Origin of the sequence: Brevundimonas sp. TWP2-1, from assembly GCF_049897645.1 — a bacterium.
In the GTDB taxonomy this organism is placed as follows: domain Bacteria; phylum Pseudomonadota; class Alphaproteobacteria; order Caulobacterales; family Caulobacteraceae; genus Brevundimonas.
The window spans coordinates 437,093-451,060 of sequence record NZ_JAFCWR010000001.1; the positions used below are offsets into that span (position 1 = coordinate 437,093).

Here is a 13,968-nt window from a genome sequence, read left to right on the forward strand (position 1 = left end):
TTCCGAAGAACGCGTCGCCAGCGAAGGCGGCGCGTGTTCGCGGGCCGCTCGCTTACAGCGGGCGGTAATACAGGCCGGTGGCGGCGTGTGCGGCGAACATGGGTTCATCGATAAGGCGCAGCGTTGACCGGCGTCAAGCCTTCGCTACGAAGGACCAATGCGTCTGCCCCTGATCCCGCACCCGACCTGTTCCCCCGCCGGGCTGACGCTGGATGTCGAGGCGCGACGCGTGGGGCGGGTGTTGAGCCTGGAGTATGGGCTGGCCGGGCCGGTCGAGATGGTGCGTTGGCCGCAGGCGACGGCGCGGGTGCGGACGGACGAACTGTGGCGGACGACCTGTTTCGAGGCCTTCGTGCGGACGGCGGACGGCTATGTCGAATATAATTTGTCGCCGTCGGGGGCCTGGGCGGCCTATCGGTTCGACGGCTATCGCGAGGGGGTGCGGGCGCTGGAGATCGCGCCGCCCTTCATCGTGACGCGGATGGCGCAGGGGCGGTTCGTACTGACGGTCGATTTCGAACTGCCGGAGGATGCGACGGACGCGGTCGGGCTGACGGCGGTGGTCGAGGGGCTGGATGGGGCGATCGCCTATTGGGCCCTGGCGCATCCATCGGATAAGCCGGACTTTCATCATCCCGACTCTTTCGCGCTGGAACTGCCATGAATTTCGGTCTCGACCGCCTGCTGTCCGACGACGCCCTGAGGGCGCAGCTGAAGGGACGGCGCGTGGCGCTGCTGGCGCATCCGGCCTCGGTGACCAAGGATCTGAGCCATGCGGTGGACGCGCTGGCCGCCTGTCCGGAGATCACCCTCACCGCCGCCTTCGGCCCGCAGCACGGGATGAAGGGCGATCTTCAGGACAATATGATGGAGAGCCCGGATTATCGCGATCCGGTGCACGGGTTTCCGGTCTTCAGCCTGTACGGCGAGGTGCGCCGGCCCAAGGACGAGTGGATGGAGACGTTCGACGTCGTCCTGATCGACCTGCAGGACCTGGGCTGCCGCATCTACACCTATGTGACCACGCTTCTGTATGTGCTGGAGGCGGCGGCGAAACACGGCAAGTCGGTGTGGGTGCTGGACCGGCCCAATCCGGCGGGGCGGCCGGTCGAGGGGCAGACGCTGAAGCCCGGCTGGGAGAGTTTCGTCGGGGCGGGGCCGATGCCGATGCGGCACGGGATGACGATGGGCGAACTGGGCCTGTGGTTCATCGGCCAGTTCAAGCTGGAGGTGGATTATCGCGTGGTGGAGATGCAGGGTTGGGCCCCCGAGGCGGGGCCGGGCTTCGGCTGGCCGCTGGGCGAGCGGGCCTGGGTCAACCCCAGCCCGAATGCGCCGAACCTGTCGATGGCGCGGGCCTATGCCGGGACGGTGATGCTGGAGGGGGCGACCCTGTCGGAAGGCCGGGGCACGACCCGGCCGCTGGAGCTGTTCGGGGCGCCGGATATCGATGCGCGGGCGGTGATCGCCGAGATGCGCGCGCTGGCGCCGGAGTGGCTGGGCGGGTGTAGCTTGCGCGACATGTGGTTCGAGCCGACCTTCCACAAACACGTCGGGAAGTTGTGCAGCGGGGTTCAGATCCATGTCGATCACCCCGGCTATGACCATGCCGCCTTCAAGCCGTGGCGGGTGCAGGCCTTGGGGTTCAAGGCGATTCGGCGGCTGTATCCCGACTACGACCTGTGGCGCGATTTTCCGTATGAGTATGCGTTCGGGAAACTGCCCATCGATGTGATCAACGGCGGACCGGGGCTGCGGGAATGGGTGGACGACGCGGCGGCGGGGGCTGGGGATCTGGATGCGGCGACGCGGCCGGATGAGGCGGCGTGGGAAGAGGCGAGGCGGGCGTTCCTGCTGTATTGAACCTCGCCTAAACTTCGCCATGAAGGCGCGATGAGTTCCTCTTTCGGTTGTGGAGAGGCGCTATGATTGGATTGATTTTGGCTGCGGCGATGCTTGTTCAGCACGCGCCAACCGAGGTGAGCGCCGAGGCAAGAGCCTTAGTTGCGCCGGTCGCCGAGGCCATCGCAGTCGAGAAGGCGCGACAGGCCGATTTACCTCCCCCAACGTCAGACCGCGAGCGGCTCGAACGTATGGGGGCTTTGGATCAGGTCGGGAGGCGCGCCTTTACGGTTCTGGACTTCAGCACCTTGCCTGCGGATGAGCGACAGTCCGCTGAGGCCTTGGCTTGGGAAAGCATCGGGGCCGTAGACAAGGCTTTGCTCGAAGAACTTCTGACCATGGTACCACCTGAGGGCTGGTTCAAGAAATCGGTCTATGGCGAGCGCGCTGCGGGCGCGGCATTCCTGATCATTCAGCATTCTGATCTGGAAAACTGGCGACGATTCGTTCCGGTTCTAGAGCCCCTCGTCGCGCAAGGAGAGGTCGACGGTCAGAGCTATGGCCTGATGTATGACCGTTTGGCGATCAATGAGGGTCGGCCGCAGCGCTATGGCACGCAGATGACGTGCAAAGACGGGCGTTGGGTCGTGGACAAGCTGGAGGATCCCGAGCACGTCGATGAAAGACGCAGCGCCATGAATTTTCCGGGCACGGTGGCCGAGTACGAAGCGCATTTCCGAACCTATCCGCCCTGCACCTGATGCCGCCACTTCATATAACCAAAATCTATTGTGCATCTGCAAATAAGTGATTGGGCTTATTTGTTGCGGTGCGGTAGGGAGAGCGTCTCCCAACCACCCTGCATTGGATTTTCCGCATGGCCTTGATCAACACGACCATCAAACCCTTCACGGCCGAGGCCTACAAGAACGGCAAGTTCCTGACGGTCACGGACGCCGATGTCGCGGGCAAGTGGGCGATCTTCTTCTTCTATCCGGCCGACTTCACCTTCGTGTGCCCGACCGAGCTGGAAGACCTGGCCGATCACTATGACGCGTTCCAGAAGCTGGGCGTCGAGATCTATTCGGTGTCGACCGACACCCACTTCTCGCACAAGGCCTGGCACGACTCGTCGCCGGCCATCGGCAAGATCAACTACACCATGCTGGGCGACCCCTCGGGCCAGGTGACCAACAACTTCGACGCGATGCGTCCGGGCGTGGGCCTGGCCGACCGTTCGACCTTCCTGGTCGACCCGGACGGCGTGATCCAGTTCACCGAGACCACGTCGGAAGGCATCGGCCGCAACGCCGCCGAACTGCTGCGCAAGGTCAAGGCCGCCCAGTACGTTCGTGCGCATCCGGGTGAAGTCTGCCCGGCCAAGTGGGAAGAAGGCGAAGCCACCCTGGCCCCGTCGCTCGACCTCGTCGGCAAGATCTAAGACTAAAGACGCCTATCGGGTCCGGCCTTCGGGTCGGACCCACCCGGCCGCCTCCTTATCTCGTGGGGGCCGGACGCTATCGCGCAAGCCTCGCCGGGATCGGCTTGAAGGCGGCGCGCAACCCCTGAAATTCGAGGACTGCCTCATGCTGGACGCCAATCTGAAATCTCAGCTTGAGGGGTACCTCAAGAATATCGTCCATCCGGTCGAACTGGTCGCCTCTCTGGGCGCCGGGCCCAAGTCGATCGAGCTGAAGACACTGCTGGAGGAGATCGTCTCGGTCTCGCACGGCAAGGTCGAGATGGGCCGCGACTATGACGACGAGCGCCAGCCCAGCTTCCTGATCCGCAGGAAGGGCACGGACATCGGCGTGCGGTTTGCGGGCATTCCGCTGGGCCACGAGTTCACCTCGCTGGTTCTGGCCCTGCTGCACGTCGGCGGCCATCCGTCCAAGGCGGCGCAGGAGCTGATCCAGCAGGTCAAGGACCTGGACGGCGACTATGTGTTCGAGACCTATTTCTCGCTGTCGTGCCAGAACTGCCCCGACGTGGTGCAGGCCCTGAACCTTATGAGCGTGCTGAACCCGCGCATCAAACACGTCGCCATCGAGGGCGGCCTGTTCAAGGACGAGGTGGACGAGCGCAAGATCATGGCCGTGCCGACGGTCTTCCTGAACGGCGAACTGTTCGGCCAGGGCCGGATGGAGCTGGAGCAGATCTTCGCCAAGCTGGATTCGGGCGCCGAGGCGCGCGCGGCCGAGAAGATCAAGTCCAAGGACCCGTTCGACGTCCTGGTGATCGGCGGCGGCCCCGCCGGGGCGGCGGCCGCCATCTATACGGCGCGCAAGGGCATCCGCACCGGGATCGCGGCCGAACGATTCGGCGGCCAGGTGCTGGACACCATGGCGATCGAGAACTTCATCTCGGTGCCGCACACCGAGGGGCCGAAACTGGCCGCCCATCTGGAACAGCATGTCCGCGAATATGAGGTGGACCTGATGAACCTGCAGAAGGCCGCCAAGCTGGTGCCGGCCAAGGTTCCGGGCGGGCTGCACGAGGTGGTGCTGGAGAACGGTGCGTCGCTGAAATCGCGGACCGTCATCCTGGCCACCGGCGCCCGCTGGCGCCAGATGAACGTGCCGGGCGAGGATCAGTACAAGAACAAGGGCGTGGCCTATTGCCCGCACTGCGACGGGCCGCTGTACAAGGGCAAGCGAGTGGCGGTCATCGGCGGCGGCAACTCGGGTGTCGAGGCGGCCATCGACCTGGCCGGCATCGTGGCCCATGTGACCCTGATCGAATACGACAGCGAGCTGCGGGCCGATGCGGTGCTGCAACGCAAGCTGGCGACCCTGCCGAACGTGCGGATCGTCACCTCGGCCCTGACGACCCAGGTGCATGGCGACGGCGAGAAGGTGACGGGCCTGTCCTACAAGGACCGCAACTCCGACGCCCATCACGACGTCGATCTGGAAGGCATCTTCGTTCAGATCGGGTTGGTGCCGAACACCGAATGGCTGAAAGGCGCCGTGGGCCTGACGGCGCGTGGCGAGATCGAGGTGGATCATCGCGGCGAGACCTCGCAGCCGGGAATCTTCGGCGCGGGCGATGTGACGACCGTGCCCTACAAGCAGATCGTCGTGGCGATGGGCGAGGGCTCCAAGGCGGGGCTGGCGGCCTTCGACTACATGATCCGCACCGTGCCGGCGGAACAGGTCGTCGAGGCGGCGTGATCTATCTGGGCCGTGCGAATGCGCTTCACACGGCCCGCCCGATCTCGACCAGGATCGCCCAGGCCAAGGTGACGACGAAATAGACCCAGCGCGCCGCGAGCACGATCAGCAGCGGGACCGCCCACAGCACGGCCCAGACGTAATAGGTCAGGTCGGAATGGGTGACGGCGCGCAGGATCAGCGCCACACCGAACATCGGTAGGGTCAGCAGCAGGTAAGGCTTGATCGGAAGACGGCCGATTGCCCGCGTCAGTCGGATAATCTTGCTGGAGAATGCGGGCGTTTGCTGTGGGGCAGGCGTGGTCATCGGAACAGCGCCCATCCTGCGAGTGCTGACAGGGCCAGGACCACGGCCGCAGCGTAGCGGCTCTTCCAGAACCACACCGCCGCGAAGGCCGTCGCAAAGATCAAGAGCGCGATGGGGATAGACGGTGCACGTTGAAGCGTCGTCAAACCCAGTTGAAGACTGGTGGCCGCAATGATGCCGACAACGGCGGCGGCGACCCCGGCCAGTACACGGTGCAGGCGTTCGTCGGCGACGACCGCCTCCAGCCGCTCATAGAAGATCATCGAAAACGCGAAGGCGGGCAGGAAGACGCCGGCCGTCATCGCCAGGGCGCCCACCCACCCGCCCACGACGAAGCCCACGAAGGTGCAGAAGATGACCAGCGGCGCAGGAATGACGCCGGCGAAGGCCAGGCCGTCCAGGAAGGTTCCATCATCGATCAGGCCGCGTCCGACGGTATCCGCGCGGACATAGGGAATGGCGGTATAGGCGCCGCCGAAGGTCAAGAGACCGGCCTTCAATCCGGTCCAGAGCATGGCCCACGCGGTCGGATCGGCGGATGATGCGGCGCCGTGCGCGTCCATGGGGTTCGCCCAGAGGTAAAGAGCCACGGCGGCGGCAAGCGCGATCGCCATGACGATGAGGGCGGAGACGCGCCGTCCGGCCTTGATGAAGGCATAGGCCGCGCCGCCGGCGATCAGGACGATCCAGAAGCCGGTCTCCGCCAAGGTGGCGACGAAGCCTATGGCGGCGACGGCCCAGAGCCAGCGATCCTCAAGGATATGCGCGCCGATCTTGTGGACCGCGCGCATCACGACCGCCACGACCGCCGACTGGACGCCCAGGAAGGCGCCGGCCAGAAGGCCCATGACCGGGGTCAGCGACACATAGGCCCAACCGATCCCAAGCATGATCAGGAAGCCCGGCAGCATGAAGCCGAGGCCCGCTAGCAGACCGCCGATCCGACCCTTGGCGCGCATGCCCAGATGCACGCACAGCTCGTGCGCCTCGGGTCCCGGAAGGACCTGAAGGACCGCCAGCAGCCGATTGAAGTAGGCGCTGGACATCCAGCCTTCCTGGTCCACCAGATCGCGGCGGATCATGGCGATCTGCGCCACCGGCCCGCCGAAGGCCAGAAGGCCGAAGCGAAGGAAGCGGAGAAACAGGGCCGCGTAGGACAGAGAGGGCGGGGAGGGCTCTTGATCGCTTGGGGTCACAGGCCGTGCTCCAGTTCACACCCTTTGGCGCGGAAAAAGGAGCGGAGCTTGGACGCCAAAGCGCCTGATCGGGCGTCCGCATGGCCCGGTCAGGCAGCCTAATGCCGATCCCAGCCTTTTCCAAGCGTCGTCTGCATCAGGCCGCCTTCGCGCCTGTCAGGTCGTCTGCGGAACGCTGCCTTGTGGGTGACCGCAGCCGATGAGCCCGAGAGGGTCTTTGAAAGCGCCGTAGACGCTTTCCGGCATCTTGTCGGAGGGCTGTTGCGGCGGGTTTGAGGCTCAGACCGGCTTTCGCGGCCTGAACCCAAACCCTGGTCAGGCCGGCTTTTCTTCCAGACGCTTGTCCAGATAGGCGCCGACGCGGCGATCGACGGCGCCGATGTGGTCCTGCCAGAAGTGGCTGGCGCCCTCTTCCAGTTCGTAGTCGATGATGATGCCCTTTTGGGTGCGCAGCTTGTTGACCACGCGTTCGACCTCGACCGGCGGCACGACGGTGTCGGCGGTTCCGTGCAGGAACAGGCCGGACGCCGGGCAGGGGGCCAGGAAGCTGAAATCATACATGTTCGACGGCGGCGAGACCGAGATGAAGCCGTCCGTCTCGGGGCGGCGCATCAGAAGCTGCATGCCGATGTAGGCGCCGAACTGATAACCGCCGACCCAGGTCTGGCTGGCGCCGGGATTGTTCGTCTGAAGCCAGTCGAGGGCCGTGGCGGCGTCAGCCAGCTCGCCGATGCCCGAATCGAACTCGCCCTGCGACTTGCCGACGCCGCGCGAATTGTAGCGCAGGGTGGCGAATCCACGCTGCTGGAACAGCTGGTGCAGGGTGACCGTCACCGGGTTGTTCATATGCCCGCCCGCCTTGGGGTGCGGGTGCAGGATCAGGGCGATCGGTGCGTTCGGGCGCTTGCCCGGGGAATAGCGGCCTTCGATGCGACCGGAGGCGCCGGGCAGGATGACTTCAGGCATAGGGGCTCTGGAATCCGTTCAACTGTCATTTCGCAGGTGCGTAATACTTGACCAAGGAGGTGGGACTTTCTAAGTCCCTCCGCAAGCACGCCGCCTTCGCGAAGGCGCGGGTTCTAGCACAAGAGCCCCGAAAAGCGCGCAATTTTTGAAGGTGCGAAATGCGTCTGTCGACCAAGGGACGATACGCCGTAATGGCGATGGCCGATCTGGCCAAGAACGGACGCGGCGAGAGCGGCGAAATCCGGGCGGTTTCGCTGGCCGAGATCGCCGCGCGCCAGGAGATTTCACTGAGCTATCTGGAGCAGTTGTTCGCCCGGTTGCGCAAGAGTGAGCTGGTCAAGAGCGTGCGCGGACCCGGTGGCGGCTATCGCCTGGCCAAGGCTGCGCACGAGACGGTGGTGGCCGAGATCGTGCTGGCGGTGGACGAGCCGATCCGGGCGACGCGCTGCGTGGCGCACGGGTCGCCCAAGGGCTGCATGTTGGCCGGCGAACGCTGCATCACCCACAATCTGTGGGAAGATCTGGGCGACGAGATCCATCGCTATCTGGCCCGGGTGTCGCTGGAGGATGTGGTGATGAACCGCACGGGCCAGCGTCGCCGCAATGTCGATCAGTCCGCTCCGGTTGGAGTGGCGGCATGACCGGCGTCTATCTGGATTACAACGCCTCGGGTCTGGTGCGGCCGGAGGTGCAGGACATCATGGCGCGCGCCCTGGCCGACAACGGCAACCCCTCGGCGGTCCATGCGGCCGGACGACGGGCGCGGGCGCGGGTCGAGACGGCGCGGGCCCAGGTCGGAGAACTGGTCGGGGCCGATCCGACGGCGGTGGTGTTCAGCAGCGGCGGTACGGAAGCCAATGCGCAGGGCATCGTCAGCGCCCTGGCGGCCGGATGCGAGCGTCTGATCATCTCGGCGACCGAACATCCGTGCGTGGCCGAGGCGGCGGCGCATGCGGGGGCGCCGGTCGAGGTGGCGCCGGTTGATGTGAACGGCGTCGTCGATCTGGACTGGTTGGCGCAGGCGTTGGCGCGTTCGGGCCGGGCCGTGGTCGCCATCCACCATGCGAACAACGAGAGCGGCGTGATCCAGCCCGTGGGCGAGGCCGCCGCTCTGGTGCGCGCGGCTGGGGGCTGGCTGCATGTCGATGCCATCCAGTCGGCGGGCAAGATCCCTGTCGATATGCGCGTTCTTGACGCGGACAGCCTGACCCTGTCAGCGCACAAGCTGGGCGGGCCGCAGGGCGTCGGGGCGTTGATCCTCAAGGACGGCGTGTCCGGCGTTCGGATTCTGCACGGAGCGGGGCAGGAGCGGGGCCTGCGCGCCGGGACCGAAAACGTGCCGGGCATTGCGGGCTTCGGCGTGGCCGCCGACTGCGCTGGACGGGACCTGGAGACGATGGCTTCGCATGTCGGCTGGCGCGATTCCGCCGAGGCCAAGGTCAAGGCCGCCGGGGCGACCGTTATCGGCGGTGGCGTGCCGCGGCTGCCCAACACCCTGTTCATGGCGGTCGAGGGCTGGGACAGTCCGCAGCAGCTGATCACACTCGATCTGGCCGGGGTCATGGTGTCGGCGGGGTCGGCCTGTTCTTCTGGCAAGGTGAAGCCGTCCAAGACCATCAGCGCCATGGGGCTGAATACGCTGGCGACCGGAGGCGTGCGCGTGTCCGGCGGCTGGGGCACGACCGAAGGCGACTGGGTGCGGTTCGCCGACGCCTGGGTCTCCGCCTACAACAAGCATAAGACACGCGCCGCCGAGCGCGTGAGAGAGGTCGCCTGATGGCCGCCGTCAAGGAAACCATCGACGCCGTCGCCGCACTGGAAAAGTACGAGCACGGCTTCACCTCGGACATCGAGACGGAATATGCGCCGCGTGGCCTGAGCGCCGAGATCGTGCGCTTTATCTCCGAGAAGAAGGGCGAGCCGGAGTGGATGCTGGAATGGCGCCTCGCCGCCTATGAGCGCTGGCTGGCGATGGAAGAGCCGACCTGGACGGCAGTGAAGTACGAGCCGATCGATTACCAGTCGCTGTTCTACTATGCGGCGCCCAAGAAGAAAGACGGACCGAAGTCGCTGGACGAGGTCGATCCCGAAATCCTGGAAATCTACAAGAAGCTGGGCATCCCGCTGAGCGAGCAGGCGGTGCTGGCGGGCGTCGAGGGCGCGCCCCGCTATGCCGTGGACGCGGTGTTCGACAGCGTGTCGGTGGTCACGACCTTCAAGGCCGAGCTGGCCAAGGTCGGCGTGATCTTCATGCCGATTTCCGAGGCCTTGCGCGAATATCCCGAGCTGGTGCGGCAATATCTGGGGTCGGTGGTGCCGGTCTCGGACAACTATTTCGCGGCCCTGAACAGCGCGGTCTTTTCGGATGGATCGTTCGTCTACATCCCGCCGGGCGTGCGTTGCCCGATGGAGCTGTCGACCTATTTCCGCATCAATGCGAGCCAGACGGGCCAATTCGAGCGGACCCTGATCATCGCCGACAAGGGCAGCTACGTCTCGTACCTCGAGGGCTGCACCGCGCCGATGCGCGACGAGAACCAGCTGCATGCGGCGGTGGTCGAGATCGTGGCGCTGGACGACGCCGAGGTGAAATATTCGACGGTCCAGAACTGGTATCCGGGCGACGCCGAGGGCAAGGGCGGCATCTACAACTTCGTCACCAAGCGGGCGGATTGCCGGGGTGATCGGTCCAAGGTGTCCTGGACCCAGGTCGAGACCGGTTCGGCCGTGACCTGGAAATATCCGTCTTGCATCCTGAAGGGCGATGAGAGTTCGGGCGAGTTCTATTCCATCGCCATCACCAACGGACATCAGCAGGCCGACACCGGCACCAAGATGATCCATCTGGGCAAGAACACCAAGTCGCGGATCATCGCCAAGGCGGTGTCGGCGGGGAAATCGGACTCGACCTATCGCGGCCTGGTCTCGGTGCATCCGAAGGCGACGGGGGTGCGCAACTTCACCCAGTGCGACAGCCTGCTGATCGGGAAAGAGTGCGGCTCGCACACCATCCCCTATATCGAGGCCCGCAACGGCTCGGCGCAGCTGGAGCACGAGGCGACGACGACGCGGTTGTCGGACGACCAGATGTTCTACGCTCAGCAACGCGGTCTGTCGCAGGAGGAGGCGGTGGCCCTGCTGGTCAACGGCTTCGTCCGGGACGTGATGCAGAAGCTGCCGATGGAGTTCGCCGTCGAGGCGCAGAAGCTGGTGGCGATCAGTCTGGAAGGCTCGGTCGGATGACTTATCCCGAAACCGAGATCGACAAGATCGGACTGGAGTTGCACCAACTTGCCGAGGCTTACGCCAAGAAGGCCGAGAGCCTCGCGTTCGATCCATACTTCCGGGACGCCGTGATGAAGGTCTCTGTCTCGTCGTTCGTCTGGGCGCTCTATCACGCCGCAGACGAGCGGGGGCGCGCCGTTCTCGCCGAAGAACTCATTGAACAAACCACAGCCGTTCGCCGCGCTGTCGATCCTACCGAATTGGCTAACTGAATGCTCTCGATTTCCAACCTCCACGTCTCTGTCGGCGACAAGCCGATCCTCAAGGGCCTGACGCTCGACGTTCCGGCGGGCGAGGTGCACGCCATCATGGGGCCGAACGGGGCCGGGAAATCGACGCTGGGTTACGCCCTGTCGGGACGGCCGGGCTATGAGGCGACCGAAGGCGCGGTCGAATGGGCGGGCGAGGACCTGCTGGCGCTGGACCCGGCCGAGCGGGCGGCGAAGGGCGTCTTCCTGTCGTTCCAGTATCCGATCGAGATTCCCGGCGTGCCGGCCCTGACCTTCGTGCGGACGGCGCTGAATGCGCAGAAGCGTGCGCGGGGCGAGGAGGAGGTGGCGGCGCCGGCCTTCCTGAAGCTGGTCCGCGAGGCGTCCAAGGCGCTGAAGATGGACTTCGACATGCTGAAACGGCCGCTGAACGTCGGCTTCTCAGGCGGTGAGAAGAAGCGGATGGAGATCCTGCAGATGGCCCTGCTGGAGCCGTCGCTGCTGATCCTGGACGAGACGGACTCAGGGTTGGACATCGACGCCTTGCGCATCGTGTCGGAAGGGGTGAACGCCCTGCGCCGTCCCGACCGGGCCATGCTGGTCATCACCCACTATCAGCGCCTGCTGGACTACATCAAACCGGACCGGGTCCATGTGCTGGCCGGCGGGCGGATCGTGGCCTCGGGCGGGCCGGAGCTGGCGCATCAGTTGGAGGCGGAAGGGTACGACAAGTATCTTCTGGAACCGGCATGAGCGCGGCCTTCGCTATTGATCTGGCCGACGCCGAAACCTTTCCGTCCCGGCGGACAGAGGCGTGGAAATACAGCGACCTGAAGCGCTGGCTTCGCGCGGCGCCGGAGCCTTCGGGCACGGCGGCGGTCGGGCCGCCAGGGCCGTTCTATGACCTGGGCGGAGAGGCTATCGTCTTCGCCAATGGGCGCGCCGTGGGTGTGACCGACTTCATCGCCTCGGGCGAGCAGACGCTGCGGCTGCGCTATATCTCCGACGCGGTCGGGACGGGGCACACGGCCGGGGCGCGGGTCTCGGCGCGGGCGGGCGCCAAGCTGCTGCTGCTGGAGACGCACGAGGGCGCGGGCTCGGCCTATGTGGCGCACAATACGCTGGAGCTGGATGTGGCCGCCGGGGCCGAGGTGACGCGCGTCGTCTTGGTCGAGGAGCCTGAGGACGCCATCTCCATCGCCGAGGCCCATGTGAAGGTCGAGGCCGGCGGCGTCTATCGCCAGACCATCGTCACGACCGGCGCCAAGCTGCAGCGGATCGAGACCCGCATCACGCATTACGGCCAGGGTGCCCAGGTTCAGGCGGACGGCCTGTATCTGCTGAACGGATCGCGTCACACCGACCTGACCAGCGTGGTGCGCCACGTCGAGCATGACGGCGCGACCAGCCAGTTGATCAAGGGCGTGGCCCGCGACACCGCGCGCGGCGTCTTCCAGGGCAAGATCGTGGTCGAGCGCGGGGCCGACGGCACGGATGCGCGCATGGGCCATCACGCCCTGATCGCGTCGGAACGGGCCGAGATCGACGCCAAGCCGGAACTGATCATCTATGCCGACGACGTGCAGTGCGCGCACGGCAATACGGTGGGGACGCTGGACGAGAGCGCCCTGTTCTACATGCAGCAGCGCGGCATTCCGGCCGGGGAAGCCCGCGCTCTGCTGACCCAGGCCTTCCTCATCGAGGTCATCGACCGTATCGAACATGAAGGCGCGAGAGAGGTGGCGCGGGAATGGCTGACGGCTCGGTTGTGAACCTTTTCGATCCCTATGCCGTCCGGGCGCAGTTCCCGATCCTGTCGCGACAAGTGAACGGCAAGCCTCTGGTCTATCTGGACAATGCGGCCTCGGCGCAGAAGCCGCGGGCGGTGATCGACGCCTTGGTGGCGACGATGGAGGGCGGCTACGCCAACGTCCACCGGGGGCTGCACACCCTGTCAAACGAGGCGACCGAGGCGTTCGAAAAGGCGCGCGAGATCGTCGCCCGCTTCTTGAACGCCGAAAGCCCCGAACAGGTCGTCTGGACTAAGGGCGGCACCGAGGCGATCAACCTGGTGGCCAACGGGCTGGGGCTGAGCATCGAGCCGGGCGACGAGATCATCGTCTCGGAGATGGAGCACCATTCCAACATCGTCCCGTGGCATCTGCTGCGCGAACGGCGCGGGGCGGTGATCAAATGGATCCCGGTGCTGGACGACGGTTCGCTGGACATGGCGGCCTATGCCGACCTGCTGGGACCGAAGACGCGCATGGTCGCGGTCACCCATATGTCGAACGTGCTGGGCACCATCAATCCGGTGGCCGAGATCACGCGCCTCGCCCATGCGGCCGGGGCTCAGATCTTGATCGACGGGTGCCAGGGCGCGGTCCATGCGACGCCGGACGTGAAGGCCATCGGTTGCGACTTCTATGTCCTGACCGGCCACAAGCTGTTTGCGCCGACCGGCATCGGCGCCCTGTACGGCAAGGCCGAGGCGCTGGAGGCCCTGCCGCCCTATCAGGGCGGAGGCGAGATGATCGAGACGGTCGAGCGTGACCGCGTGACCTACGCCAAGCCGCCGCATCGGTTCGAGGCTGGGACGCCGCCGATCCTGGAGGCCATCGGCTTGGGCGTGGCGCTGGAATGGTTGGCGCAATACGACCGCGCGGCGGTGCAGGCGCACGAACATGCGCTGTATCAGCACGCCGTGGACCAGTTGGACGGCCAGGGCTGGCTGCGGATCCTGGGGCAGGCGGACGGGAAGGGCGCGATCCTGACCTTCGCCGTCGAGGGCGCCCACGCCCATGACGTGGCCCAGATCATGGACCGTTACGGCGTCGCCGTGCGGGCCGGGCTGCATTGCGCCGAGCCGCTGTCGAAAAGAATGGGCGTGACGTCGAGCACCCGCGCCTCCTTCGCCCTATATAACACCGTGGAGGATGCCGACGCCTTCGTGGATGCGCTGATCAAGGCGCGGAACTTCTTCGTGTAAG

General features: G+C 65.7%; 15 protein-coding genes. 12 read left to right on the forward strand and 3 right to left on the reverse strand.

Annotated features, from left to right (window positions below; all coding sequences use genetic code 11):
- Positions 1-157 precede the first annotated feature (157 nt).
- The 5 genes from ACP7BH_RS02225 (at position 158) to ahpF (ending at position 5,015) form a co-directional block, all read left to right on the forward strand.
- Positions 158-664: a DOMON-like domain-containing protein gene (locus ACP7BH_RS02225; RefSeq protein ID WP_425984081.1), complete on the forward strand. Its 507-nt coding sequence runs from the start codon at positions 158-160 to the stop codon at positions 662-664.
- Complete coding sequence (locus ACP7BH_RS02230) at positions 661-1,863, forward strand: exo-beta-N-acetylmuramidase NamZ family protein (RefSeq protein WP_425984079.1); 1,203 nt, start codon at positions 661-663, stop codon at positions 1,861-1,863. Before ACP7BH_RS02225 ends, ACP7BH_RS02230 begins: the two co-directional genes overlap by 4 nt.
- 62 nt (positions 1,864-1,925) lie before the next feature.
- Positions 1,926-2,603, forward strand: coding sequence for a DUF6624 domain-containing protein (locus ACP7BH_RS02235; RefSeq protein WP_425984077.1), 678 nt, complete (start codon positions 1,926-1,928; stop codon positions 2,601-2,603).
- Positions 2,604-2,719: 116 nt separating this feature from the next.
- Positions 2,720-3,283: an alkyl hydroperoxide reductase subunit C gene (gene ahpC / locus ACP7BH_RS02240; protein ID WP_425984075.1), complete on the forward strand. Its 564-nt coding sequence runs from the start codon at positions 2,720-2,722 to the stop codon at positions 3,281-3,283.
- A 145-nt stretch (positions 3,284-3,428) separates the two neighbouring features.
- A complete protein-coding gene (gene ahpF / locus ACP7BH_RS02245) occupies positions 3,429-5,015 on the forward strand; it encodes an alkyl hydroperoxide reductase subunit F (protein ID WP_425984073.1) in 1,587 nt (528 codons plus the stop codon).
- 25 nt (positions 5,016-5,040) lie between these two features.
- Here the strand turns inward: ahpF and ACP7BH_RS02250 are convergent, their stop codons facing one another.
- From ACP7BH_RS02250 to ACP7BH_RS02260, 3 genes are all read right to left on the reverse strand, one after another.
- Positions 5,041-5,322: a hypothetical protein gene (locus ACP7BH_RS02250; RefSeq protein ID WP_425984071.1), complete on the reverse strand. Its 282-nt coding sequence runs from the start codon at positions 5,320-5,322 to the stop codon at positions 5,041-5,043.
- On the reverse strand, positions 5,319-6,518 hold the full coding sequence (gene chrA / locus ACP7BH_RS02255; protein WP_425984069.1) for a chromate efflux transporter: 1,200 nt from the start codon (positions 6,516-6,518) through the stop codon (positions 5,319-5,321). Before chrA ends, ACP7BH_RS02250 begins: the two co-directional genes overlap by 4 nt.
- A 315-nt stretch (positions 6,519-6,833) precedes the next feature.
- Positions 6,834-7,484: an alpha/beta hydrolase gene (locus ACP7BH_RS02260; protein ID WP_425984067.1), complete on the reverse strand. Its 651-nt coding sequence runs from the start codon at positions 7,482-7,484 to the stop codon at positions 6,834-6,836.
- A gap of 158 nt (positions 7,485-7,642) precedes the next feature.
- Here ACP7BH_RS02260 and ACP7BH_RS02265 point away from each other — a divergent pair, with 158 nt between their 5' ends.
- Genes ACP7BH_RS02265 through ACP7BH_RS02295 form a run of 7 tightly spaced genes read left to right on the forward strand, consistent with a single transcriptional unit; the run spans position 7,643 to position 13,967 of the window.
- Positions 7,643-8,125, forward strand: a complete 483-nt coding sequence (locus ACP7BH_RS02265) for an Rrf2 family transcriptional regulator (RefSeq protein ID WP_425984065.1) — start codon at positions 7,643-7,645, stop codon at positions 8,123-8,125.
- Positions 8,122-9,261 (forward strand): cysteine desulfurase family protein, encoded by a 1,140-nt coding sequence (locus ACP7BH_RS02270; protein WP_425984063.1) that lies wholly within the window; start codon positions 8,122-8,124, stop codon positions 9,259-9,261. Before ACP7BH_RS02265 ends, ACP7BH_RS02270 begins: the two co-directional genes overlap by 4 nt.
- On the forward strand, positions 9,261-10,727 hold the full coding sequence (gene sufB / locus ACP7BH_RS02275) for a Fe-S cluster assembly protein SufB (protein WP_425984061.1): 1,467 nt from the start codon (positions 9,261-9,263) through the stop codon (positions 10,725-10,727). The genes ACP7BH_RS02270 and sufB overlap by 1 nt, the downstream gene beginning before the upstream one ends.
- Positions 10,724-10,981: a hypothetical protein gene (locus ACP7BH_RS02280; protein WP_425984059.1), complete on the forward strand. Its 258-nt coding sequence runs from the start codon at positions 10,724-10,726 to the stop codon at positions 10,979-10,981. The genes sufB and ACP7BH_RS02280 overlap by 4 nt, the downstream gene beginning before the upstream one ends.
- Positions 10,982-11,731, forward strand: a complete 750-nt coding sequence (gene sufC / locus ACP7BH_RS02285; RefSeq protein WP_425984057.1) for a Fe-S cluster assembly ATPase SufC — start codon at positions 10,982-10,984, stop codon at positions 11,729-11,731.
- Positions 11,728-12,750, forward strand: coding sequence for a Fe-S cluster assembly protein SufD (sufD, locus tag ACP7BH_RS02290; protein ID WP_425984055.1), 1,023 nt, complete (start codon positions 11,728-11,730; stop codon positions 12,748-12,750). Before sufC ends, sufD begins: the two co-directional genes overlap by 4 nt.
- Complete coding sequence (locus ACP7BH_RS02295) at positions 12,729-13,967, forward strand: aminotransferase class V-fold PLP-dependent enzyme (RefSeq protein ID WP_425984053.1); 1,239 nt, start codon at positions 12,729-12,731, stop codon at positions 13,965-13,967. Before sufD ends, ACP7BH_RS02295 begins: the two co-directional genes overlap by 22 nt.
- The last annotated feature ends 1 nt before the right edge of the window (position 13,968 follow it).

Bases quoted from the DNA above. Each gene is read 5' to 3' on its own strand.
- ACP7BH_RS02225 (WP_425984081.1), top strand. From the start codon at position 158: ATGCGTCTGCCCCTGATCCCGCACCCGACCTGTTCCCCCGCCGGGCTG.
- ACP7BH_RS02230 (WP_425984079.1), top strand. From the start codon at position 661: ATGAATTTCGGTCTCGACCGCCTGCTGTCCGACGACGCCCTGAGGGCG.
- ACP7BH_RS02235 (WP_425984077.1), top strand. From the start codon at position 1,926: ATGATTGGATTGATTTTGGCTGCGGCGATGCTTGTTCAGCACGCGCCA.
- ahpC (WP_425984075.1), top strand. From the start codon at position 2,720: ATGGCCTTGATCAACACGACCATCAAACCCTTCACGGCCGAGGCCTAC.
- ahpF (WP_425984073.1), top strand. From the start codon at position 3,429: ATGCTGGACGCCAATCTGAAATCTCAGCTTGAGGGGTACCTCAAGAAT.
- ACP7BH_RS02250 (WP_425984071.1), bottom strand. From the start codon at position 5,322: ATGACCACGCCTGCCCCACAGCAAACGCCCGCATTCTCCAGCAAGATT.
- ACP7BH_RS02260 (WP_425984067.1), bottom strand. From the start codon at position 7,484: ATGCCTGAAGTCATCCTGCCCGGCGCCTCCGGTCGCATCGAAGGCCGC.
- ACP7BH_RS02265 (WP_425984065.1), top strand. From the start codon at position 7,643: ATGCGTCTGTCGACCAAGGGACGATACGCCGTAATGGCGATGGCCGAT.
- ACP7BH_RS02270 (WP_425984063.1), top strand. From the start codon at position 8,122: ATGACCGGCGTCTATCTGGATTACAACGCCTCGGGTCTGGTGCGGCCG.
- sufB (WP_425984061.1), top strand. From the start codon at position 9,261: ATGGCCGCCGTCAAGGAAACCATCGACGCCGTCGCCGCACTGGAAAAG.
- ACP7BH_RS02280 (WP_425984059.1), top strand. From the start codon at position 10,724: ATGACTTATCCCGAAACCGAGATCGACAAGATCGGACTGGAGTTGCAC.
- sufC (WP_425984057.1), top strand. From the start codon at position 10,982: ATGCTCTCGATTTCCAACCTCCACGTCTCTGTCGGCGACAAGCCGATC.
- sufD (WP_425984055.1), top strand. From the start codon at position 11,728: ATGAGCGCGGCCTTCGCTATTGATCTGGCCGACGCCGAAACCTTTCCG.
- ACP7BH_RS02295 (WP_425984053.1), top strand. From the start codon at position 12,729: ATGGCTGACGGCTCGGTTGTGAACCTTTTCGATCCCTATGCCGTCCGG.